Genomic DNA, 20,557 nt, shown 5'->3' with positions numbered 1-20,557 from the left:
GTTCTACGTAATACCATTTTTGGTGACTGACATGGTTTCAGCTTTTTTCGTTAAGCAAAACCAGAAAAGTTGAGTATTGTTCAATCAAATGAAGAGGCTATTACAAGATGAAAGTTTTGTAGTAGCCTTGCTCATTAACTAGGTAAGATGGAACAATCTTGAATAATTCGATAAGAATATTATGTCCATACCATGAATTTTGGTAAACTTAGTAGGTGATCGTTTATGAATCAGACCGCAAAATGTATTGCCCTGATAATATCCATCTTATATCATGTAGCTTTTATATTTGTTTGGTCAGGAGAATTGGCTCTGCAGTTAAATGCACCGTTCCTTTGGCTTTTTCTTTTGTTAGGAGTCTTTGTTCTTATAGAGACTTATAAAGTCGTTCCAGACAGTATGAATCAAAATAAAAAACAATTTGTAATAGCCATTTTAGTATCTATTGTCTTGTTATTCATCGTCAGTGGAATAGCAGAAACAATAACTGGTAAGGCTTTTTCATACCCTAAGGGAAGATGGATAGACAGAATCTACTTCCTGTTCATTCCGGAAGCATTATTGGGAATATATAATTCAATAAAGTCAATTATCCATATTAAGCGGAATGATTCATAGTAGGGTTACGTCTTCCTTCAAAAGCATTTGTAAAATGTTCATGCAAAATGGTCGGGGTACCTGCATCGAATGGTGTTGGCTACTCCGGCTTTTCGCGTTTCATAACGCGATGTTCTAAGCAATACCATTTTTGGTGACCGATACGGTTTCAGCTTTTTTCGTTAAGCAAAACCAGAAAAATTGAATATTGCTCGATCAAGTCAGCGGGAACAAGCCATGGTATTTCCCGTTTCTTTTAGCTCCCTTAAACCGTCTGGCAGAGCAATGGTACACTACCATTCTGTCTGTAATTCCCAAATTTTTCGCTGCTTCTTTTGTCGTAATATAATCCACCCATTATACATAGATTAATTCTGACAAGATTATTTCTTCGGCCTGCGCCCTTAACGTGTTCATCAGGCCAACCCATTTCATGGGATCGCTGGCTTTCAACCGCTCTGTTACACCTACTGATTTCATCAATTCCGGCATTATTCTTTCAAGCCTGCGGTTTGCCGTTTCGTCGATTTCCAGTAAGTGCGGGTACAGTTTTTCGCTCAAAATCAGGCTGCTATACAAGCAAGGGCGGTGTTCTCGCAAATATCGTTTTCTCATGCGCCCGTATTTGCCGATAGGCTTGTCCGGCTGACCGGTAAGAGCCAAGTCAGGAATGTAGAAATCTCCGCAGCGGGAATAGGCCAGATCTGCCATTGCGGTCACTCCTTTTCTTGTTGGTATGCCGTTCTCTTTAGCACCTCCGCGAAGAGTCCAATTGATCGTGTCCCTGTCCGTAAATTTTGTGGGCAACCGAACTCTTCACGAACAAGTATGGCACATCCTTGCCAAGCCGTTGCAGATTTTGTCCGTAGCTTTCTGACTGGCCCCGCGTCCGGCTTTCCGTCTGCATGGAAATGGTTTCTTTCCCCAAAACCTCCGACAGCTCCTTGATGGTGGAATGTTCCCGCCCACCAAGAAAAATCACGCTGTCCATATTCCCCATAATGGTTTCAGCGTGGTCTTTATATAAGGCTTTGAGCTGGCTTTGCGCCTGTAAAAACAGGCATAAGGATATTTCGCGGGAGCGGATAACGGCAACCAATTTTTCCAATTGCGGAACCTGTCCCGTGTTGGCGGCTTCGTCCCATAATACCCTTACATGATGGGGGAGCCTGCCGCCGTATTTGCTGTCAGCCCGTTCACACAAAAGATTGAACATCTGCGAAAAAGCAAGGGCAACAATAAAGTTGTAGGTCGTATTGGTGTCGCTGATGATGAAGAAGGTGGCGGTTTTCTTATCGCCCATGCGGTCAAGTTCCATTTCATCATAGCTCATAATCTCCCGGAGCTGTCCAATATCAAATGGGGCAAGTCTGGCTCCGCAGGAAATCAGGATACTTTTCGAGGTTTTCCCGCTGGCGAGCTTGAATTTTTTATACTGGCGCACCGCAAAATGGTTGGGATTGCGCTTTTCCAAGCCAAGGAACATATAGTCCACGGCGTTCTTGAAATTTTCATCATCTTCCCTTGTTTCCATGCTGTTCAGCATATCCACTAGGGTATTGATATGGCGTTCTTCCTCCGGCCCCTCAAGGACGATATAGCCGATTAAAGCACAATAAAGCAAGGTTTCTGCTTTCGTCCAGAATGGATCACCCTCTTTACCGTCGCCCTTTGTGTTCTCAATCAGAGCGTTTACAAACTTCAAAATATCGCTTTCCGTCTTTAAGTAGGCCAGCGGGTTATAGTGCATTGACCGGGCAAAATCAATGGAATTGAATACCTTGATTTTGTAGCCCTGCTTTTTCAGAAAAGAGCCGACCTGCTCTAAAATGCCGCCCTTTGGGTCAACCACCACATAGGACGAATGAGCCTGTAAAAGCTGTGGGGTCAGCCAAAAGCGAGTTTTCCCGCTTCCGCTGGAGCCTATGATACAGCAGTTAAGGTTTCGGGCGTTGGCGGGATTGGCGGGTCGGGTATTCATGGTAAGAAGCTCTGTCCCGGTTAGTATCACGTTGTTGCTGAATTTTGGGTCGATAAAGGGCTTGATGTCCTTTGCCGTTCCCCACCGGGCCGAGCCATATTCCACATCCCTCCGAAACTTTTTTGCGTTTTTTACCTTATACCATACCACCAGCCGGAGTATGACCGCCCCGGCAAGGCCAATGAGCCAATCGGACAGCACAAAGCCCGGCGCAAATGAAGCAAACGCCGGGCTTATAGTCTTTATCATGCCAACCAGTTTATTTCCGAAGTCTGCACCTGCCGCAAGGCGGTAGGCTGTGCCGAGCTTCAGACAGAACCACAGCACCAACAGATAGGGAACATTGGGAATCACATATCTACGGATTTTATCGTTCATTCCGCACCACCTCCCGTTTTCGTTCCTTTTGTCGCGGTTTGGTGCGCTCCCTGTCGGCAAAGGCTTTTAACTGTTTCAGAATAGAGGGGTGGCGGCTCTTGCCCCGGTTCAGCACCAGCTTTGTATATTCGCCAAAACAGGCGGTAATAGCGTCAGCCTGCCCGGCCTTGAAGAATAACAAATATTTATCCGGCCCGGTTTTGTGAAAAGCATAATCTACATTGTACTTTCGGGCCACACGGTCAAAGAGCTTCGTATCCCCGGACAGGTCAAGACTGTTTGTAGAAACGCCGTGGTTCATCAACTTTTTTACGCTCTGTCTGCCCTGCGGGGTCTGCCGCTTCTGATGGCCCTTTTGTATCTGCCGGAGTGCTGCCGCCAGCACCTTTGCCAGCGTCCGGCCCGTCAGTTTTGTAGCATTGACAGATAGGGCAACCGTCCGGCGTTCAATATCTTCCTGCATGAAATTCCTCCTTTCCTGCCAGATATGGCAATCGTATAGGCGGGAGGACTTCGGGCCAAGTTGGCCCGAAGTGTGTTACCTCTCTGCATTGACAGGGCGGGGGCGTTCTGTGGTGGGAGCGTCCTTTTGTGCCTGCGCGATTTTTTCATTGTGAGTAGCAAGAGCTTCCCGGATAGAGGGCTTTTTCTCTGCCGCCCGTTCTTCCAACCGTGCCAGCGTATTCAAAGATTTTTCTATATGGCTTTTTATACTGGAAAAATGGGAACGCTCCGCACGGAATGGAGCGGATATGACCGCCGCCAGCTTGCCGGGCTGTTTTACTTCCTGTGCCGCTTCTCTGCCAAGCATGACCCGACCCATGTTTTTCAAATGCCGCCCGGCTTGATGGTATTCGGTGCTGATGGCTTCGATTTTGGCAATAGCCTTATCGTCGTACTGAATATCCTTTGTGAGCATATCCCGCATGGCTTCTAAAGTGGGGCGCACCTTGAAGAACCGGGCTACGTTATCCAGCGCGGAAATGCCGGTTTCCTTAAAAGCGGTAACGGCGTTCTTACAACCGTCTATGACGCTTTGCTTTAGCTCCGCCAATTTATCCCGCAAGTCCAATACCTGCCCCTGCATAACAATGACCGCCTTTTGCAAAGCGGTCTTAACCGGGTGGTTCTGTTCCTGTGCTGTTCGGAGTTCCTGCCGCATGGCGGCAAGCTCCTTTACAGCGGCGTCAAGCTGTTTTTCCATTGCTCCGACATGATGCAGAACCGCAAGAAAATCCTTTGTGGACGGGGAATTGTTTTCCCGCAATATCGCCAAAAGCTCCTTAACGTGTTCATTTTCCAAAATCGGCTCGGCGGTAGTTTTCGTTTTTGCCATAGTTTTTTTAACCTCCTTTCACACTTCGGGCCAAGTTGGCCCGAAGTTGGTTATCGTTCCGCATTGGCGGGGTGGGGGCGCTCACGGGCGGCGGTGACGGTTTCGTTTATCATCTTCCCGTAGCTTTCCAGCGTTTTCTTGATGGATTTTTCCGGTTCGGGATAAGCAAAAATTCGGTATTCCTCCGGTAAATCGTCCCTGCCGCTGTAATACTCAGTGAAGCTGTCGCCTGTCCGTACCACATAGCCGCCATCGGTAAAACGCCCGTCGTCGTCCAAGTTCATATCCCGCCCATAGGCTTCATAATCAATATTGTTTTCCAAATGCTCCGGGATTTCCAGCGTACACATTTCCTCAACATAGTAGCGGCCTAAATCTTCCTCATTCTCAACCCCGGCGTAAAACTCAAAACAATCCAGATTTTGCGTAAGGTTAATTAGGGCGGGTACACTGTTGTACTCCCCGAAGTCCACGGCGGCAGAAAACTTTTCTAACTCCCATTCCTCCATATCGTCCAGCAGGGAAGCCAAGAAGTTCAACTCATCAATGCTTTCATATTCTCCTAAGCAGTCACGCAGACCGGGAATGTCGGTTTCATAATTAGTAATGAAAATTTCCTCATACCGCACACCGTCCACATGGATACGCTTCAAAAGAGCCTGCACTTCCTCGGTGGTGGCGGGGAGCTTTAAAGGCTCCCCGTCCAAATATCCCTCGTTATACCGTCCAAGATTGGTAACAAAGGCTTCAAGCATGGTCTTTTTCCTGCCCCTGTGTTTTCACGGTCAGAATCCCGTCCAGCGTGGTTGCCGTGATGTTCAGCCGCCCGGCAACGGCAATGTCGTTTTTCACGTCCTCGTCAATATCGCTTCCGCATACGACAAGTACATGGGCGCGGCGCAGGAGATCCCGGCTCATATCAATGCCGCTTTTATGTTCCTCCGGGATTGCGTCATTGAGAAAAAGCGGAAGATACAGGGTCGGGCAAACCGGGGAAAACCCGGCTTCATAGACTGCCCGGCAATACTGCGCCGCCTGTTTGGTATCCGTATCGTGATTGCCGCACCACGCGGCAGTAATGTATGCTAAAGGTCGTTTCATGATTTAAGCACCTCCGTTCTTGTTGCGCTGAATGTGTCAACCTATCCCCCCGCCCTTTCCACGCTTGGAAAGGGCGCGGCTCAAAGGAATATATATCCCCGTCGCTTGACTGCCTTAAAGCATAACCGGGAGAAATCCGTCAAGAGTGCGAAGCACCGCCTACGGCGGCAAGCTCTTGACCGATTTTCCCGGCTATGCTACCCAATAAGCGGCGACGGGGAATATATTTATCCTTAGAGCTTTGGGGCACGGGGCAAAGCCCCGCATATACCGACTTCGGGCCAACTTGACCCGAAGTGCTTATTTTTCCTGTTCGGCTTTCTTTTGAGGAGCCGAAACCTCTTTCAGTTTTGCCTTGTTTTCCTCAAGCAGCTTCATAATGGTATCCTTCATTTCGCGGGGTGTTTTCTCCTTGCCGAAATACTGGGAAAGTTCCTGACTTGAAATAATCACTTTGTCTGCCTCCTTTTTTTCTTCTAACATGATTCCGTCAATCACATCGGGGTTTAACAGCTTCTTTTGGTCAAGGTCACGCATACGCTGTGCCTGTGAGAGCGAGGGAGCCGACTGCTGGCCCTCAATAGCGATAGCAATATACCGCTGATTTTTTGGCTTGATAAACGCAAGCTCCACCGCGGGAGTGAACGCGATTTTCTTTTCGTCCACCATTTTCATAAGGTCGGGAACCAGCTCATTGAGCTTGATATACCGCTGAACCTGCTTGACCGTCATTTTGTTGCGCTCGGCTACGACCTCATTGGAACGCTGTCCGTTGCCGGTTCGCGCACCCTGCCGCTTGATGGCTTCCAACTGCATTTGCAGGGCTTTGGCTCGTTCGCTGGGCAGGATATTTTCACGCTGATTGGTGTTGTCCTCTACCATCTGCGTGATGGCCTGCTCGTCCGTCATGTTGCGGATAATACAGGGCATATCCGTAAATCCGGCTAATTCGCTGGCTTTCTGGCGGCGGTGGCCGGATACGATTTCATAGCCGCCATCTTCGCGGGGGCGCACAATGGCAGGCTGGGTAACGCCCTTGTCCTTGACGCTTTCCACCATAGCAGCCATTTCTTCATCATTTCGGACTTGAAATGGGTGGTCTTTGAAAGCGTAAAGCTCGGAAAGATTGAGATAAACAATCTGTTCCTGTTCGCCGGGGCGGGGTGCTTGCCTCGGTTCGGGCGGCAGCTCCGGGGCAGAGAGCGGCGTTTCCTGCTGTGCCTGTTCCGTAGCTTGCGGGGAAGCAGAAGCACCGCCGCCAATTTCTGCGGTCTGTTTCTGTTTATCCGGCTTTTCCGGTTTTATAGCCTTTGGGGCTTTTTCCTGTTTGGCAAGACGGGTAAGCTTTTTATCTGCTTTTTCGGCAGTTCTGGGCTTACTGTCATTTTTCTTATCCGGACTTGTTTTCTTCGGCTTTGCCGTTTTATCTCCTGGCTCCGCTTCCTGTTTTTCGGGGGTAGTCTGTTCCGTTTCCTTTACCGCCGCCTGTTTCCCGGAAACAATCTCATTGATTTTGTCAAAGGAAACCACCACATCACCGGGGGCGGGAATGTCAATGGGGTTAGGTGTTTCCGGTCCGTCCTTATCGGTTTTATGCAGGGCGGCTCCGTCCTCATGAGGAAGTGCCGTTGTTTCCTCGGCAGTCTTTTCCGGGGCAGGAGCTTCGCCGCCAATCTCCGGCATGGGAGCAGGTGTGTTTTTTTCTTCTGCTGTTGTTTCCTGTGCCGGGGCGGTTTTTACTTCGTCCGGTTTGTTTGGCTCATTTTTTGCCATGCGTTTTTCCTCCTTGTCTGTTTTATGGCATGAAAAAAGGGGCTTGATTTTTTAGGTCAAGCCCCACGGGGATATTTGCAATCCCTCCTTTCCACTTCGGGCCAACTTGACCCGAAGTTCCGCTATCCAGATACAAAAATACCGCCTATCTTGTTCAATTAGGCGGTATCCTGTGTAATGTGATAGCTCATATTTTATTTTGATATTCCCTTATCTACTTAGAATAAGGGGTTTTGCAGTTTTCCTAATACGTTTGGCTCATACTACCCGGAGAACGAGGTTCGAGAGCATTATTATCCGAACGGCGGTTCTTACAGCATCTCTGTCGATGAAATCAATCAGTCACAGGAATCGAAGCTGATGGAAAAAGTTCAGAAAATACCCGGGGTTGAAAAAACGTATTCCTACTATGACATCGCTCACGTTCACACTGATGCAAACGGTTGGAACCAAGAACTGAACAGCATGTTTTGCACAAAAAACGACTTTAAGTTTTTGACCCATACTCTGGAAGGAACTATTGACTATGATGCAATGGTTAGGGAAAACGGCGTTGTTTTCAGGAGATACCGGCAATACACGGATCTTGGAGTAGATTGTCATCCGGGTGATCAGATCAACGTTCAATTTAATGAAAGCGGAAAAACGGTTACGGATACTTTCAAGGTCTTTGCTGTAGTCAGTGGTGCCGGAACTACGTCTTTCGGGTCTGAAAATGCTCCGGTTTTATTTTTCCCTATGGATACGGAATCAAAAATTGCAGATTCGAAAAAGCTGGATTCCATAGAAGTCGTTACTGATCCATCCGCAGTGGAGGAGACGGGAACGGCTCTTCAGAACTTTGTCGATCAAACCGACGGTGTGGAACTTTCCAGCTATGAAGCAAAAGTACAAGCTGCCGCCGCCATGCCGGGTATTATTTTTACCGGATTAAGAATTCTCTCCATCTTCATCGTGTTATTTGGTCTAATAAACTACCTGAACACCACCATTACCAATTTCTTTACGCAGAAGCGTGAAAGAGGAATGTTACAGGCGGTGGGCACCACAAAGAGCCAACTGGCGAAGATGTTTTTTGCAGAAGGACTTTTCTACATGGCCGGGATGATGCTCTGTACACTGATCCTCGGTCCTCTGGCGCTATGGGCCATCGTGAAGGCAATCAACTACACTTCCTATGTGTTCACCTTTCCGGTCTTGCCGATGGTTGCTTTTACGTCTGTGTTGCTTCTCATTCAGGTGCTTGTGATCGTATATATCATGCGGGCAATGCGGAAAGACTCCCTTGTCGAGAGCCTTGCAGGGAATGAGTGACGACAAGGCCGTGGCGCTTTCCATCATTTTATCGGTTGTCTGTATCGACCGTGTCTGCCGTGCCATTTTGAATGTTCTGCTTTCATTTGTCCTGACAATATAAGGAAAGCCGCTGGTGGGAATGGCTTCATAAAATAGACGCTTATAAGGAAACGACGGTTGAATTGCCGCCGTATCCTTTTTTGTGTCTAAAAAGTTCTCAACCTTACTAAAATGTAAGCTGGAATTCATGTGAGAGTAAGGAGCAGATGTTAATCTACCTTTATAGAAAGGTGGGATTTATTTTGGACGCATTCTTATTTGAAGATTTTACAAAATGTGCAATGCTTCGGGCAGCATTTTGGGGAATTATGGGGATTATTCTGTTCGCCCTGCCGAACTTTTTACTTGACGGGATGTTCTATGCGATTGTCGGATATATGCTTGCGGACGGTATTTGGCGTATTGTGAAATTTGTCCGGGAGAGTGCCGCGAATCACATTCACGATAAGAAAGCGGGTTCGCCTCTCCGTTATTTTAGCCTCGTGATTGCTGTGTTACTGCTTGTGGTAGTAGCCCATTCCATTATTTTTAGACATTTTCTGATTCAAATAACGCCTGTCTACCTTGGCGGATTACTGCTGCTGGAGGGCATCATTTATTTTGTAATCGCCCTTTGCGCGAATACATTCCCGCAAAGGGGACTTCTGGTTTTTCTTTCTGTGATTGCCTTTTTGGGCGGCGCAGCTGTCCTCGTCTTTACGTTTGGCTTTGGAGTCGGCGGTATCCCCGGACTTACGAAGGTTTCTGGTACCGCTCTGTTACTCGCCTGCTTATATGAATTGGCGGCTTATCTCATTTATCGAAAAAACGTGACCGCTCAAACGAGGAGGATATGAAATGAATTTATTAGAGGTAACTAACATTTGCAAGACGTATGGAACTGGTGAAACAGCAGTCAAAGCATTAAAAAATGTGAGCTTTTCGGTTCCAAAAGGCGAATTTATCGCAGTTGTGGGGGAATCCGGTTCAGGAAAAAGTACCCTGCTTAATATGATCGGGGCGCTTGATACGCCTACAACCGGCAAGGTGCTCATTGACGGTAACGATATATTTAACATGAATGATGAAAAGCTCACCATTTTCCGACGCAGGAACATAGGGTTTGTCTTTCAGGCATTCAATCTGATCCCTGAACTCAATGTAGAGCAAAATATCACTTTCCCTGTCTTACTCGATTACAAGAAGCCGGATCAGGCGTATGTCGAGGAAATTCTTACGGTTCTGTCCTTAAAAGACAGACGAAATCATCTGCCCCGGCAGTTATCCGGCGGGCAGCAGCAGCGCGTGGCGATTGGCCGTGCCTTGATTACCCGCCCTATGCTGATACTGGCCGACGAGCCGACCGGAAATTTGGACAGCCAAAACAGTAATGAAGTCATTTCACTTTTGAAAATCGCGTCAAAACGCTACCAGCAGACAATCATTATGATTACGCATAACCGGAGCCTCGCTTCCACGGCTGACCGGGTACTACAGGTTTCGGACGGTGTTCTCACAGATTTTGGGGGATACGCCGAATGAAGAGTTATCTTGGTTTAATTAAGGAATATGGAAAAACCCATAAGAAAAAGACACGAATAACAATCATCTGTATTGCAATCGCTGTGTGCCTTGTTACAGCTATTTTCGGCTTGGCCGAAGCAATGATACAGGCTCAAACTATTGGTCAAATCAAGGCAAATGGATATTGGCATGTTGCTTTCAAAAATATAGATAATGAAACCGCATCGCTGATTCAGAATCGCCCTGAAACAGAGGCTGCCGGTTGGCTTTCAAGTACGCAAGAAGGAACGCTTGGATCAGAAGCTGTTGCCATCATGGGCGGCGATGAAGCAATATCCGGCAATATGGGTCTTACCGTTCATCATGGTCGTTTCCCTCAGTCGGCAAATGAAGCCCTGCTGGACGAACAATTTGTAAATGAGCATGGCATTTCATTAAATGACACCGTAAAAGTAGTGTTGTCGGACGGTAGCACGCATGACTTCGTTATTACCGGAACTTACAACAATACCCTGTCACAGAAAAAGGATGATACGCATGGTCTGTTTCTGTCCTATGATGGCATACGGGAAATAGGCAACGGCACAAGCGGATACACTTACTATGTTCAGTTTAAGAGCGGCGCTGATATGAGAAATGCCATAGATACAATAAAAGCGGATTTCAATTTGTCAGACGAACAGGTTTCAGAAAATCCGGCGCTTCTCGGATTGACTGGACAAAGCCGCGATAGTTATATGGTAAGTATCTATATCACCGCAGTTATTTTGTTTATATTGGTACTTGCGGCCGGAACATTGATGATTGCAAGCAGCATCAACATGTCTGTCCGGGAGCGAGTTCAATTTTTCGGACTAATGCGTTGCCTTGGAGCATCAACTTCACAGGTCAAGAAATATGTACTGCTTGAAAGTATTCGGCTTTGCCTGTTTGGAATACCGATCGGGCTTATTGTAGGAACGGTCATAACAATGGCTTCGTCGGCATTTTTAAGATACGTTAATTCAGCATATTTCAGCGACATGCCAATATTTGACCTAAGCCTGATCAGTCTTGTAAGTGGAACATTGGTTGGATTTTTAACTGTGACGCTGGCCGCGCTTTCTCCTGCCAAAAAAGCGGCAAAGGTATCCCCGCAATGCGCCGTGTCCGGCAACGCAGAGAAAAACACTATGTTTACAACGAAAGCGGCATTGAATATAAAACGAATTAAGCCGGAAACATCACTTGGGATTTCCCATGCACTTTCTGATAAAAAGAATATTTTATTAATGACAGGCTCATTCGCCATCAGCATAATACTTTTTCTTTCCTTTAGCGTCATGGTTGATTTTATGGGGCAAGGAATACGAGCGTTAAAACCATACACGCCTGATATTTCGATTGTAAGCAGTGACAATTCTAATTCACTGGATAAAGAGGTCTTGGAGCAGGCGCAAAAGATAAGCGGTGTAAAACGCGCCTTTGGCCGTAGGATTAAAGGTGATTTATCTATAGCAAGCGTCAATGGTAACGCTAAAGTCAACTTAATCTCTTACGAAGAAAATCAATTTAAATGGGCGAAACAGGAATTGGTCTCCGGCGATATTGATACCGTGATAAATGAAAACAATGCTGTTTTAGTCGTGCATTCGGATAACTTTAACTTGCAAGTTGGTGACACTTTTACAATAAAAACGGCTCATGGCGAAAATACCGCCCATGTTGCCGGGGTACTTTCAAACAGTTCATTTGTCAGTGAAGCAGGGATACAGACCGTTATTTGTTCCGAGCAGACATTTCAAGGTTTAACTGGAGAACAAGGATATTCGGTAATAGATATGCAGCTTGCAAGAAATGCAAACGAGGATACAGTCACACAACTACGCGGGCTTACTTCATCGGAACAGACTTTTTCAGACCGGCGAGAAGCCAATACAGGAGCCAAAGCGGCATACTACTCGTTTGCATTGTTTATTTATGGCTTTCTGGTAATAATTGCGTCCATTACGGTATTCAATATCATTAACAGTATGAACAACAGCATTTCTAACAGAATAAACAAATATGGTGTAATGAAAGCAATCGGGATGACGGGAAAGCAACTCCATCATATGGTGATTGTCGAAGCGGCAACCTATGCGACATGCGGTTGTCTGGCCGGACTTATGATCGGTCTGCCTGTTCACAGGTTGATATTTCAAATGATGATAACTTCAAAATGGGGGCTTAATTGGCAAATACCCTTTGGGATGCTTGCAATTATAATCGGCCTTACTATATTATCAACGGTTTTGTCTGTCATACGTCCGGTAAAAACACTTAATAAAATGAGCGTTACAGATATTGTCAACGCACAATAAAGTGTATCAAAACGTGGTGAGCAATGAAAGATATACGGAAAATCCGAATCATCGAGGATGACAGCACTATTCGCACTATCCTATCGCATGTATCACTGTGCAGCTAATACTTTCCGATAATATACATTTTGTACCCTCCAACGGTAATAAGGCTGTTGTTTTGGCGGTGGTATGGCTGTGCCTTTTAGAACAACAATGTCTAACGGCGGTTTTGAAATAAACATTCAAAGCCGCCGTGTTCTTTTTTAAAAATTGAATTGCGGAGGGTGTATTAGCTTTCGTATTTATCTCGACCCAGATAAAAGCCGTGAGTATCTGTTTTCCCGGAATAGGCGAAGGGATACGGGTTTGTGACCGACGACGCGGGATGTAGGGGTTTGTTTGATAAAGAATAGAGTTCAGATGGACATTATTATCAGTTCTTATTATGACATCAGCTTTATTTGCAATTTATTTTACCGCACGCAGGAATGATTCTTAGGATAGTTTTCAAGGAACGCCCTTACAATAAAATGAGACTGTATATTTTCATCATACTATTCGGAACAATATCATGCAAAATTACAGATTTATATTGCATATTATTCCGATAGCGGCGTATAATGAAATTGTTGAAAATCAGGAGGTGATCTGTTTTGAATTATATCAGTGTAGGGCAGGCAGCGGAACAATGGGGAATTTCCGACCGTCGTGTTCGAGTGCTTTGCGGGCAGGGGGAGATTCTCGGTGTAGTGAGAGAGGGAAGGTCTTACCGGATTCCTGCGGACGCGGTGAAGCCTGCCGACAGGCGCAGGACGCGACATAAAGATATTCCAAGGAAATATGCCCCTTCGTTCGCCAGAATTGACGGTTTGAAAGAGCAGTTGGATCAACGCCGTCCGCTGACTTCTGGAGAACTTCAGCGTCTGCGTGACGAGTTTATGGTGGAATACACCTATAACTCCAATGCGATTGAGGGCAACACCCTGACTTTGCGGGAAACCGCGCTTGTTCTGGAAGGTGTCACCATTGATAAAAAACCGTTGAAGGATCATATGGAAGCGGTCGGTCACCGGGATGCGTTCCTTTATGTACAGGAGTTTGTACAGAATAAGGGAACCTTCTCTGAATCCATTATTAAACAGATTCACACGCTGGTACTAATGGACGGACCGGAAGACCGTGGCGTTTACCGGCGTATTCCAGTGCGGATTATGGGCGCTTTCCATGAGCTGCCCGATCCCGTAATGGTGCCGGAGTTGATGGAGAAACTCGCTGCGGAATTTGATAATAAAAAACTGCACCCCATTGAGAGTGCAGCGCTGTTTCATCTGAAATTTGAGGGGATTCATCCTTTTGTTGACGGCAACGGCCGTACCGGGCGGTTGATTCTGAATTTGTTCCTGATGCAAAACGGTTATCCTCCTGTTAATGTAAAATTTGCGGACCGCAGACGGTACTATGATTGCTTTGATTCTTTTTATCGCGACGACAATGCGGCACCCATGGTCAAGATGGTAGCGGAGTATGTGGAAGAACGGCTGCGTTGGTATCTAAATCATACGGCATAACATTCTGTCATTCATGATATTGCGGAACGGAGTAAATTCGGTGTCGCCCTCGTCGCTGTCCATGCCGTCCGAAACGGCAAGCAGCCATATATCGTGGGCGGGGAAAAATACTTCGGTATAATAGCCTGCTTTCAGATAACCGCGCCCGAGGCGGGAGAGGTCTTTCACATGAACAGCCGAAATGTAATCTGCTTGAATTTATCATTTGATGAAAATCGGGACGGTCGAGCGTCGTACCGCTGATCCCATCATCAACGAAAAACAAGGGATCGGCATAGTCTTCCCCTTGCCACCTTTTTCAGCAGGTTTTTCTGATCGGTGATGCTGGTGGGCTCGCTGCCCAGATTATCGTTGCGGCTCAATCCGCAATACAGGGCGGCGGTATTGATCACGTGCTTTTTGCTGTTTGACTGTTCCAAAGCAGCCTCCTTTCCGGCAGTCAAACAAGCGTATTTACACTTATAGGAACCCGCTTCCGTCCGCCCGTGTTAAGGATGCCGCCGCACAAACCCGTTCCGTATCAGCTTCCTGTGTTGCCGCGTGGTCGCCATCTGTGCCAGAGCCTGCATATTACTCGGCATAAGCTTTCCTCCTCAAAAAAAAATAAGCCGACTGGCAGAAACCAATCGGCTATGTACGGAATATTCAATTATGTGTTCAACCCGAGAAACGGGAATTTGTCAGTTACTGTCCTGTTCCGTGATAAGCTCAGCCCATGCTGGTAAGAAACCCGCTTTTATAGCGACACGCTGTGATGCGATATGCGAAAGCGCGGTTCCGTAAAACGGCAATATTCCCTTATCAAGCACTGCGTTTTTCAGTATTTCTACAAGCGCAGTGCCTATGCCGTTTCCTCTGGCTTCCGGTATGGTATTGATGCCTATTTGATACATTTTCGGACTGTCGCTGCTTGCTCCCGACATTCCCACTATGCGGCCATCCCGATATGCCGCAGCGCCGAGAACATCCGGTGCGGTTTTACTAAAGGCAAAAGCTTCATCAAATCTGCTGTCGCCAGCAAATTGTAAAATTTCATCTTGCGTATACCATACTATATCGAAATCATTCGCTGTAACGATAGTCTTTTCAGCCGCGACGAAAAACGGATGCGCTTGTTTGATGTGAAAACCGTAATCGGAAATCATTTTATTCAGTTTTGCAAGTGCTTTTGCTTCCATAAACCATTGGCCGTCAGCATTTTTTAATTCTTTGGAGAGGACAGATATAATATCTTCACGTCCGCAGCAAAGGATTTTCCCGTTTGCCGCGGCGATTTTTAGAAAACATTTACCGTCATCATCAAATCTTCGTTGTCCTTCGGAAGCGTGGAAAACGGTAAATATGTTTGTACCGTTCAATACGTCTCCAAACGTGCAGCAGTAGTCAGATGCCAATTGAGAAGCCACGATTCTATCCATTCATTTTTCCTCTCAAATTCCGATTTATAGGACAGAAGCCCCGAATAGCTTCTACTATATTTTACCGCGACACTGTATCTTTTTCTACCGTTTATTCATCAAAATCCGGGAATAGGTGAGCAGCGGCATACAGCCGCTGCTACGGAAAATTCATCAATGCGGATGATGTCAGCATTTTAGGGGCAACACACCACCATCCTCAAATTTTAGGCTGGAATTATTCAATGCCAAAGCTTTTCTCATAACCGGGAGTTTTCGTATGACAAAAAAGGCTTTTCATCCAAACTGTTTTTTGTCTTTATTCCCCTATGCCGGAATCGATCAGGGCGACAAGACCTTCGACGGCCTTTCGTTCGTCCTCGCCTTCCGCGCTGATTTTTACACGGTTACCATTCGCAAGGCCAAGCGTTAAAATCATGATGATCGACTTGGCGCTGCATGAAACGCCGCTTTCCAGGTTGGAAACAGTAATTTCGGACTTATACTTTCCCGCTGCTTTTACAAAATCGGAAGCCGGACGGGCATGCAGCCCGGTCGGATTAATAATTTTAGTTGTTTTCTCGTACATGGATAGGCTCCTTTTTCCTTATTATTCCGGCAGAAAATCTGCAAGCTGTCTTTTTAAATACACCTGCGCTTCCTCCGCCGTGTCCATTTCACAGACCGATTGCGCCAACTCGGCGGCGCGCCGTGCGTCCATGGCGCAAATGTTCTTTTTGATCTGCGCCGCATTCGATAGCCCCATGCTGAGGCGGCGTATGCCAAGTCCTAGCAGAACGACGGAGGCGAGCGGGTCTCCGCCCATCTCTCCGCAAACACCGACGGGTTTGCCCTCCGCGCGAAACGCGTCCGCCGCCAGACGTATCAGACGAAACAGCGCGGGGTCATACATCCGGCAGTACTGGCCTACCTTCGGATTCATCCGGTCCGCCGCCATAGTATACTGCATCAGGTCATTTGTGCCTATGCTGGCAAAATCCGCCGCCCGCGCCGCCTTATCAGCCATGAGTGCAATCGATGGAATTTCGACCATGATGCCGACTTTTATGTTATCCGCATAAGGAATGTGGCTACGGTCCAACTCTTCTTTCGCCTTCTGGAGAAATTCTTTTGCGCGGCGTAGATCGGAAAGGCCTCCCACCATAGGGAACATCAGCCATAGTTCCCCATGGATGCTCGCGCGCAGCATGGCCCGCAGTTGCGTCATGAAAAGGTCGGGATATTCGAAGCACAGGCGGAGCGCGCGGACGCCGAGAAAGGGATTTTCTTCAGCCGGCAGCTCCAGACAATCCAGCTTTTTATCCCCGCCGACATCGAGAGTACGAATGGTAACCGGCTTCCCCTGAAATGCCTGAAGCACTCGCGAATAAGCCACTGTCTGCTCTTCTTCACTTGGAAGCGTGTCTCGGCCCATATAGAGAAATTCCGTGCGATACAACCCTACGCCGTCTAGGCTATCGGCCTGCGCCAGTTCCTGAGGAGTGGCCCGGCCTATATTCAGCTCAATATGGACCCGCTCTCCGTCTTTCATTCTGGGTTCCGCCGTTATCCACGCGCGCGTAAGTTCCCGCCGCCGGTTAAACCGCGCTTCTTTTTCCCTGTATGCTTGCAGCAGCGTCTCGTCCGGGTCCAACAAAATTTTGCCTTGCGTCGCATCCACAACGACCAAATTGCCCGGCTGAACTTTCCCGGTGATTCCGGCAATGCCGAGTACCGCCGGAATTCCGTAGCTGCGCGCGATAATTGCGCTGTGGCTGGTTGTGTTGCCGTCTTCGGTAAGGACCGCAAGAATTTTTTGGGGGTCCAGCGACGCCGTGTCGGAGGGTAACAAATCATGTGCAACAAGGATGACGGGCTTCTCAAGCGCGGAAAGGTCCCGTTCCGGCACTCCCTGCATGCACCGAAGCAGCCTTATCCGCACATCCAGAAGGTCGGCGCTTCTTTCTCGGATGACGGGATCGGGCGCCTGAGCCACCTGTTTGGCGTAGGCACCGAAAACCTGATAAACGGCTTCCTGTGCCGAAAAGGAATTTGATATGTTTTGCCGAATTTCTTCGCCGATTGCTGCGTCGCATAACATATCTTTGTGAGCGTCGAAAATCTTTGCCTTTTCCGGGTCGTTCTTTTTCATTCCGGAGCAGATTTTTTCCAGTTCTTTTTCGGCGGCGGCAAGACCGTCCTCGAACCGCCGCAACTCATCTTCCACGCGGCCTTTTTCTACCTTTTTCTGCCAAGGCCCGGGAACAAAAGGCTCATAGAGCAATGGCATACCGATCGCGATGCCCGGTGAAACGGGGATTCCCAGAAACATGGTTTTTCCTCCTTCCGGAACAGCTCTTTGTGACTTTACCATTCCGCCATAGTACCATCGTAATTGTGCCACTTGGGGTTTGTCCAACGCAACCCTTCCGCGGCCACTTTTTTGACCGTTTCCTCATCTATTTCTATGCCGAGGCCCGGCTTCTCCGGCACTTCCACAAAACCGTCTTTATATTGAAATATGTCTTTGTTTTTCACAAAATCGAGCAGATCAAATCCCCTGTTGTAATGAATGCCAAGGCTTTGCTCCTGAATAAACACATTGGGAGAACAGACGTCCACCTGAAGCGTGGCTGCAAGAGCAATCGGGCCGTAGGGTGCGTGAGGAGCCGCCGCCATATCGAAGGCTTCCGCCATTGAAATAATTTTTTTGGTTTCCAAAATGCCGCCCACCATTGCCACATCCGGTTGAATAATGTCGATTATGCCCTCTTGAAACAAGTTTTTGTACTGCCAGCGACTGGTTAGCCTCTCTCCGGTGGCAAGCGGTGTGGAAACGTGCAGCGCAACCTCGCGAAAGGCTTCTTCGTTTTCCGGCAGAACGACTTCCTCCAGGAACATCAGCTTATAAGGCTCCAGTTCATGAGCCAGCACCTTCGCCATCGGCTTGTGGACGCGTCCGTGAAAATCGACGCCGATGCCGAAATCATAGCCGCAGGCTTCTCGAATGGAAGCCACGCGGTCCACAACGGCTTGCACCTTTGCGAAGGAGTCGATGTAGTGCAGTTCTTCCGTCGCATTCATTTTCACCGCGTCGAATCCTCGGTTCTTGCGGTCTATCGCTTCACGTGCCACATCATCCGGGCGATCGCCGCCAACCCAGGAATACACTTTAATGCGGTCACGCGCTTTTCCGCCGAGGAATTCGTAAACGGGCAGTTTGCAGAATTTCCCCTTGATATCCCACAGCGCCATTTCAAGCCCCGATACAATCGTGCCGTTAATCGGGCCGCCGCGAAAAAAGGATTTATACAGCTCCTGCCACAGGCGCTCGATCTCAAAAGGATTCCGCCCTACGAGATATTCCCCCATCTCCTTGGCGCCTGCGACAACAGTTTCTGTTTTGGTGCCGGAAATCATCTCGCCCCAACCGTCGATGCCCTCGTCGGTGCTGAGTTTGACAAAAATCCAGCGTGGTTTTACTTTGTACACGGTAATTCCAGTGATTTTCATAGTTACCTCCCGGTTAACAGGAAAGCCGGACAGCGCAGTTTTACGCCGTCCGGGTTTAAATATGTTGTTTTAAAAGCTGTTAATGGAACAGTCCGGAAATTAGGTTCAGCAGGTAAGAAAGCAAATGGGTTCCGGCGTCCTCTGTCGATACAAGCGATGCACCCGCAAGGTTGTAGCCGCCCGCAACCGCAAGTGACGTGTGAACAGGGGCCAGAGCAGTGGCGATAAAAAGCATTATGCAGGTAAAAATTACACATGAGATGTAGCTGCGCACCACGTTGCCCTTGCTGAAAGCCACCGGATAAGCGGAAAGCCACATGGCCTGATAGGCGATATCCGAAATTGGCAGCAAACGGTTAAAGGGCAGGGCGGCCGCCAGAAGAATAGTGGTCGGAACCATCAGGATGCCGACCGCGATGCAGCTTGGATTCGCAATGGTCAGAGCGGCGTCGATTCCAATATGAAAGTTATTGCCGGCAAATTTGCTGTTCAGCAATTCTTTAATTGCGTCCGCGAAAGGGATCAGGCCTTCCATCAGAACCTGCATCATCTTCGGTGTCAGGACCATGGTCGCGGCGGTATACATGGCGACTTTCAGAACGCCGCCCACATCGTTGCCGCCCAAAATGCCGAAAGCCGCGCCAAGAATTGTTCCGATCATCAGAGGTTCACCCAAAACGCCGAATTTCTTCTGAATGGACTCCGGGTCGGCGTTTACCTTATTCAGGCCGGGGATACGGTCATACAGCTTATTGAGCAGATAAGCCAACGGCGCCCAGCTGATGCTGTTGGATGTTGGGAACGAGACGCCGGGTAATCCGAACGCTTTCTCAACGACCGGCTGGGTCCAGTCCGCAAGTTTAAAGGTGATTGCCGCGCAGACCGCGCCGGCAACAAGGCCCACAATGGCGCTGCCGGAAGCATAATAACAGATGGCGGCGCAGAAGATAAAGTGGTTGTAGCTCCAGAAATCGACCATGACGCAGTTCGTCAGTTTCAAAACAAGCATCAGGATATTCAGGCCCAGAATAACGAAAACGACAACCGCGGCCAAAGGATACGCCCAGGTGGCGGCGGCGCGCGCGGGCCAGCCCACATCCATGATATCCGTGTGCAGTCCGAAGCGCTTTACCATTTCGGTCACACTCGGGCCGACCTCGCTGATAAATGTGTTAATAATCAGATTAACCCCGCAGAAACCGACGCCGGTGGTGATGCTGCTTTTTAGCAGTGTGCTGAGTTTGACCCTCATGCACAGACCGATCACGAACATGATAATCGGCATCATACACATGGGCCCAAGGCCTGCAATCCAGTTTAAACCATCAATGACAACCTTCATAATACAAATTCCTCCATTTTTATTTGGCAGCGGGAAAAATCCGCAGCGCCGCTAAGTAAAAAACACCTGTGCTTCCATCTGAACGATTCAGGATTTCTTCAGGATTTCCAGAATCCGGTCAATCGCTTCCTTTTCACCTACACCGGTTACAAAGCATGTGCCCCGCACCACAGGAACGGAGTCTGTCAGGCTATCCTTGAGGGCGCCGGTGGGTACAATCACATTAGGATGCTCCATTTTAACAAGACTCTGCACTTCGGCAAACTTGCATTGGATAAATTTCACATCCGATATACCCGCGTCGCTTACAACCTTTTTGAGCTTGTTAATCGCCAGGGTCGAAGTAATCATAGACGATCCGCAGCAAACCATAATCTTTTTCATAACG

Annotated in this window: 20 protein-coding genes and 1 pseudogene; 6 read left to right on the top strand and 15 right to left on the bottom strand. The window is 48.0% G+C overall.

Annotated features, from left to right (window positions below):
* The first annotated feature begins 225 nt into the window (after nucleotides 1-225).
* Nucleotides 226-618, top strand: a complete 393-nt coding sequence (locus CAFE_RS07640; protein WP_156990248.1) for a hypothetical protein — start codon at nucleotides 226-228, stop codon at nucleotides 616-618.
* A 336-nt stretch (nucleotides 619-954) separates the two neighbouring features.
* Here the strand turns inward: CAFE_RS07640 and CAFE_RS07635 are convergent, their stop codons facing one another.
* The 7 genes and pseudogenes from CAFE_RS07635 to CAFE_RS07605 all read right to left on the bottom strand — a co-directional run bounded on the left by CAFE_RS07635 (nucleotide 955) and on the right by CAFE_RS07605 (nucleotide 7,166).
* A complete protein-coding gene (locus CAFE_RS07635; protein WP_128743091.1) occupies nucleotides 955-1,308 on the bottom strand; it encodes a TnpV protein in 354 nt (117 codons plus the stop codon).
* Nucleotides 1,309-1,429: 121 nt separating this feature from the next.
* A pseudogene (locus tag CAFE_RS07630) lies at nucleotides 1,430-2,956 on the bottom strand (VirD4-like conjugal transfer protein, CD1115 family); the annotation flags it as partial.
* Entirely contained in the window at nucleotides 2,946-3,419 is a 474-nt protein-coding gene (locus tag CAFE_RS07625; RefSeq protein ID WP_011988860.1) for a PcfB family protein, read from the bottom strand. The pseudogene CAFE_RS07630 and the gene CAFE_RS07625, both read right to left, overlap by 11 nt.
* A gap of 75 nt (nucleotides 3,420-3,494) precedes the next feature.
* Nucleotides 3,495-4,292: a DUF6674 family protein gene (locus CAFE_RS07620; protein ID WP_011988861.1), complete on the bottom strand. Its 798-nt coding sequence runs from the start codon at nucleotides 4,290-4,292 to the stop codon at nucleotides 3,495-3,497.
* A gap of 50 nt (nucleotides 4,293-4,342) precedes the next feature.
* Complete coding sequence (locus CAFE_RS07615) at nucleotides 4,343-5,047, bottom strand: antirestriction protein ArdA (RefSeq protein WP_011988862.1); 705 nt, start codon at nucleotides 5,045-5,047, stop codon at nucleotides 4,343-4,345.
* Nucleotides 5,040-5,393: a DUF7768 domain-containing protein gene (locus CAFE_RS07610; protein WP_011988863.1), complete on the bottom strand. Its 354-nt coding sequence runs from the start codon at nucleotides 5,391-5,393 to the stop codon at nucleotides 5,040-5,042. Before CAFE_RS07610 ends, CAFE_RS07615 begins: the two co-directional genes overlap by 8 nt.
* 300 nt (nucleotides 5,394-5,693) lie before the next feature.
* A complete protein-coding gene (locus tag CAFE_RS07605; RefSeq protein ID WP_021168011.1) occupies nucleotides 5,694-7,166 on the bottom strand; it encodes a ParB/RepB/Spo0J family partition protein in 1,473 nt (490 codons plus the stop codon).
* Between the two features lie 360 nt (nucleotides 7,167-7,526).
* Here CAFE_RS07605 and CAFE_RS07600 point away from each other — a divergent pair, with 360 nt between their 5' ends.
* The 5 genes from CAFE_RS07600 (at nucleotide 7,527) to CAFE_RS07580 (ending at nucleotide 13,917) form a co-directional block, all read left to right on the top strand.
* Nucleotides 7,527-8,480, top strand: a complete 954-nt coding sequence (locus CAFE_RS07600; protein ID WP_156990247.1) for an ABC transporter permease — start codon at nucleotides 7,527-7,529, stop codon at nucleotides 8,478-8,480.
* 248 nt (nucleotides 8,481-8,728) lie between these two features.
* Entirely contained in the window at nucleotides 8,729-9,358 is a 630-nt protein-coding gene (locus CAFE_RS07595) for a hypothetical protein (protein ID WP_207645045.1), read from the top strand.
* Nucleotide 9,359: 1 nt separating this feature from the next.
* Nucleotides 9,360-10,043, top strand: coding sequence for an ABC transporter ATP-binding protein (locus tag CAFE_RS07590; protein WP_066649110.1), 684 nt, complete (start codon nucleotides 9,360-9,362; stop codon nucleotides 10,041-10,043).
* A complete protein-coding gene (locus CAFE_RS07585; protein WP_066649106.1) occupies nucleotides 10,040-12,367 on the top strand; it encodes an ABC transporter permease in 2,328 nt (775 codons plus the stop codon). The genes CAFE_RS07590 and CAFE_RS07585 overlap by 4 nt, the downstream gene beginning before the upstream one ends.
* Nucleotides 12,368-13,002: 635 nt before the next feature.
* Nucleotides 13,003-13,917: a Fic family protein gene (locus tag CAFE_RS07580; protein WP_066649104.1), complete on the top strand. Its 915-nt coding sequence runs from the start codon at nucleotides 13,003-13,005 to the stop codon at nucleotides 13,915-13,917.
* Here the strand turns inward: CAFE_RS07580 and CAFE_RS20025 are convergent.
* The 8 genes from CAFE_RS20025 to CAFE_RS07545 all read right to left on the bottom strand — a co-directional run bounded on the left by CAFE_RS20025 (nucleotide 13,900) and on the right by CAFE_RS07545 (nucleotide 20,553).
* A complete protein-coding gene (locus tag CAFE_RS20025) occupies nucleotides 13,900-14,085 on the bottom strand; it encodes a recombinase family protein (protein ID WP_066649102.1) in 186 nt (61 codons plus the stop codon). The two genes, CAFE_RS07580 and CAFE_RS20025, sit on opposite strands and share 18 nt — an antisense overlap.
* Nucleotides 14,086-14,168: 83 nt before the next feature.
* Nucleotides 14,169-14,336 carry a recombinase family protein gene (locus CAFE_RS20020; protein WP_233452745.1) on the bottom strand — a complete coding sequence of 56 codons (168 nt, stop codon included), beginning with the start codon at nucleotides 14,334-14,336 and terminating at the stop codon, nucleotides 14,169-14,171.
* Nucleotides 14,337-14,597: 261 nt separating this feature from the next.
* Nucleotides 14,598-15,335 (bottom strand): GNAT family N-acetyltransferase, encoded by a 738-nt coding sequence (locus CAFE_RS07570; RefSeq protein ID WP_066649100.1) that lies wholly within the window; start codon nucleotides 15,333-15,335, stop codon nucleotides 14,598-14,600.
* A 298-nt stretch (nucleotides 15,336-15,633) separates the two neighbouring features.
* Nucleotides 15,634-15,903: an HPr family phosphocarrier protein gene (locus CAFE_RS07565; RefSeq protein ID WP_066649098.1), complete on the bottom strand. Its 270-nt coding sequence runs from the start codon at nucleotides 15,901-15,903 to the stop codon at nucleotides 15,634-15,636.
* A gap of 21 nt (nucleotides 15,904-15,924) precedes the next feature.
* Nucleotides 15,925-17,646 (bottom strand): phosphoenolpyruvate--protein phosphotransferase, encoded by a 1,722-nt coding sequence (ptsP, locus tag CAFE_RS07560; protein WP_156990246.1) that lies wholly within the window; start codon nucleotides 17,644-17,646, stop codon nucleotides 15,925-15,927.
* 35 nt (nucleotides 17,647-17,681) lie between these two features.
* Nucleotides 17,682-18,827, bottom strand: a complete 1,146-nt coding sequence (gene dgoD / locus CAFE_RS07555; protein ID WP_066649095.1) for a galactonate dehydratase — start codon at nucleotides 18,825-18,827, stop codon at nucleotides 17,682-17,684.
* A gap of 79 nt (nucleotides 18,828-18,906) precedes the next feature.
* Nucleotides 18,907-20,169, bottom strand: a complete 1,263-nt coding sequence (locus CAFE_RS07550; RefSeq protein WP_156990245.1) for a PTS galactitol transporter subunit IIC — start codon at nucleotides 20,167-20,169, stop codon at nucleotides 18,907-18,909.
* Between the two features lie 87 nt (nucleotides 20,170-20,256).
* Nucleotides 20,257-20,553, bottom strand: coding sequence for a PTS sugar transporter subunit IIB (locus tag CAFE_RS07545; protein WP_066649092.1), 297 nt, complete (start codon nucleotides 20,551-20,553; stop codon nucleotides 20,257-20,259).
* Nucleotides 20,554-20,557: the final 4 nt, after the last annotated feature.

Source organism: Caproicibacter fermentans (assembly GCF_009746625.1).
Lineage (GTDB): Bacteria > Bacillota > Clostridia > Oscillospirales > Acutalibacteraceae > Caproicibacter > Caproicibacter fermentans.
The sequence above is the reverse complement of the archived record's forward strand: the minus strand, read 5'-3'. Positions and strand labels throughout refer to the sequence as shown.

Coding starts and splice junctions, on each gene's coding strand:
- CAFE_RS07640 (WP_156990248.1), top strand. CDS start 226: ATGAATCAGACCGCAAAATGTATTGCCCTGATAATATCCATCTTATAT.
- CAFE_RS07635 (WP_128743091.1), bottom strand. CDS start 1,308: ATGGCAGATCTGGCCTATTCCCGCTGCGGAGATTTCTACATTCCTGAC.
- CAFE_RS07625 (WP_011988860.1), bottom strand. CDS start 3,419: ATGCAGGAAGATATTGAACGCCGGACGGTTGCCCTATCTGTCAATGCT.
- CAFE_RS07620 (WP_011988861.1), bottom strand. CDS start 4,292: ATGGCAAAAACGAAAACTACCGCCGAGCCGATTTTGGAAAATGAACAC.
- CAFE_RS07615 (WP_011988862.1), bottom strand. CDS start 5,047: ATGCTTGAAGCCTTTGTTACCAATCTTGGACGGTATAACGAGGGATAT.
- CAFE_RS07610 (WP_011988863.1), bottom strand. CDS start 5,393: ATGAAACGACCTTTAGCATACATTACTGCCGCGTGGTGCGGCAATCAC.
- CAFE_RS07605 (WP_021168011.1), bottom strand. CDS start 7,166: ATGGCAAAAAATGAGCCAAACAAACCGGACGAAGTAAAAACCGCCCCG.
- CAFE_RS07600 (WP_156990247.1), top strand. CDS start 7,527: ATGGAAAAAGTTCAGAAAATACCCGGGGTTGAAAAAACGTATTCCTAC.
- CAFE_RS07595 (WP_207645045.1), top strand. CDS start 8,729: ATGTTAATCTACCTTTATAGAAAGGTGGGATTTATTTTGGACGCATTC.
- CAFE_RS07590 (WP_066649110.1), top strand. CDS start 9,360: ATGAATTTATTAGAGGTAACTAACATTTGCAAGACGTATGGAACTGGT.
- CAFE_RS07585 (WP_066649106.1), top strand. CDS start 10,040: ATGAAGAGTTATCTTGGTTTAATTAAGGAATATGGAAAAACCCATAAG.
- CAFE_RS07570 (WP_066649100.1), bottom strand. CDS start 15,335: ATGGATAGAATCGTGGCTTCTCAATTGGCATCTGACTACTGCTGCACG.
- CAFE_RS07565 (WP_066649098.1), bottom strand. CDS start 15,903: ATGTACGAGAAAACAACTAAAATTATTAATCCGACCGGGCTGCATGCC.
- ptsP (WP_156990246.1), bottom strand. CDS start 17,646: ATGTTTCTGGGAATCCCCGTTTCACCGGGCATCGCGATCGGTATGCCA.
- dgoD (WP_066649095.1), bottom strand. CDS start 18,827: ATGAAAATCACTGGAATTACCGTGTACAAAGTAAAACCACGCTGGATT.
- CAFE_RS07550 (WP_156990245.1), bottom strand. CDS start 20,169: ATGAAGGTTGTCATTGATGGTTTAAACTGGATTGCAGGCCTTGGGCCC.
- CAFE_RS07545 (WP_066649092.1), bottom strand. CDS start 20,553: ATGAAAAAGATTATGGTTTGCTGCGGATCGTCTATGATTACTTCGACC.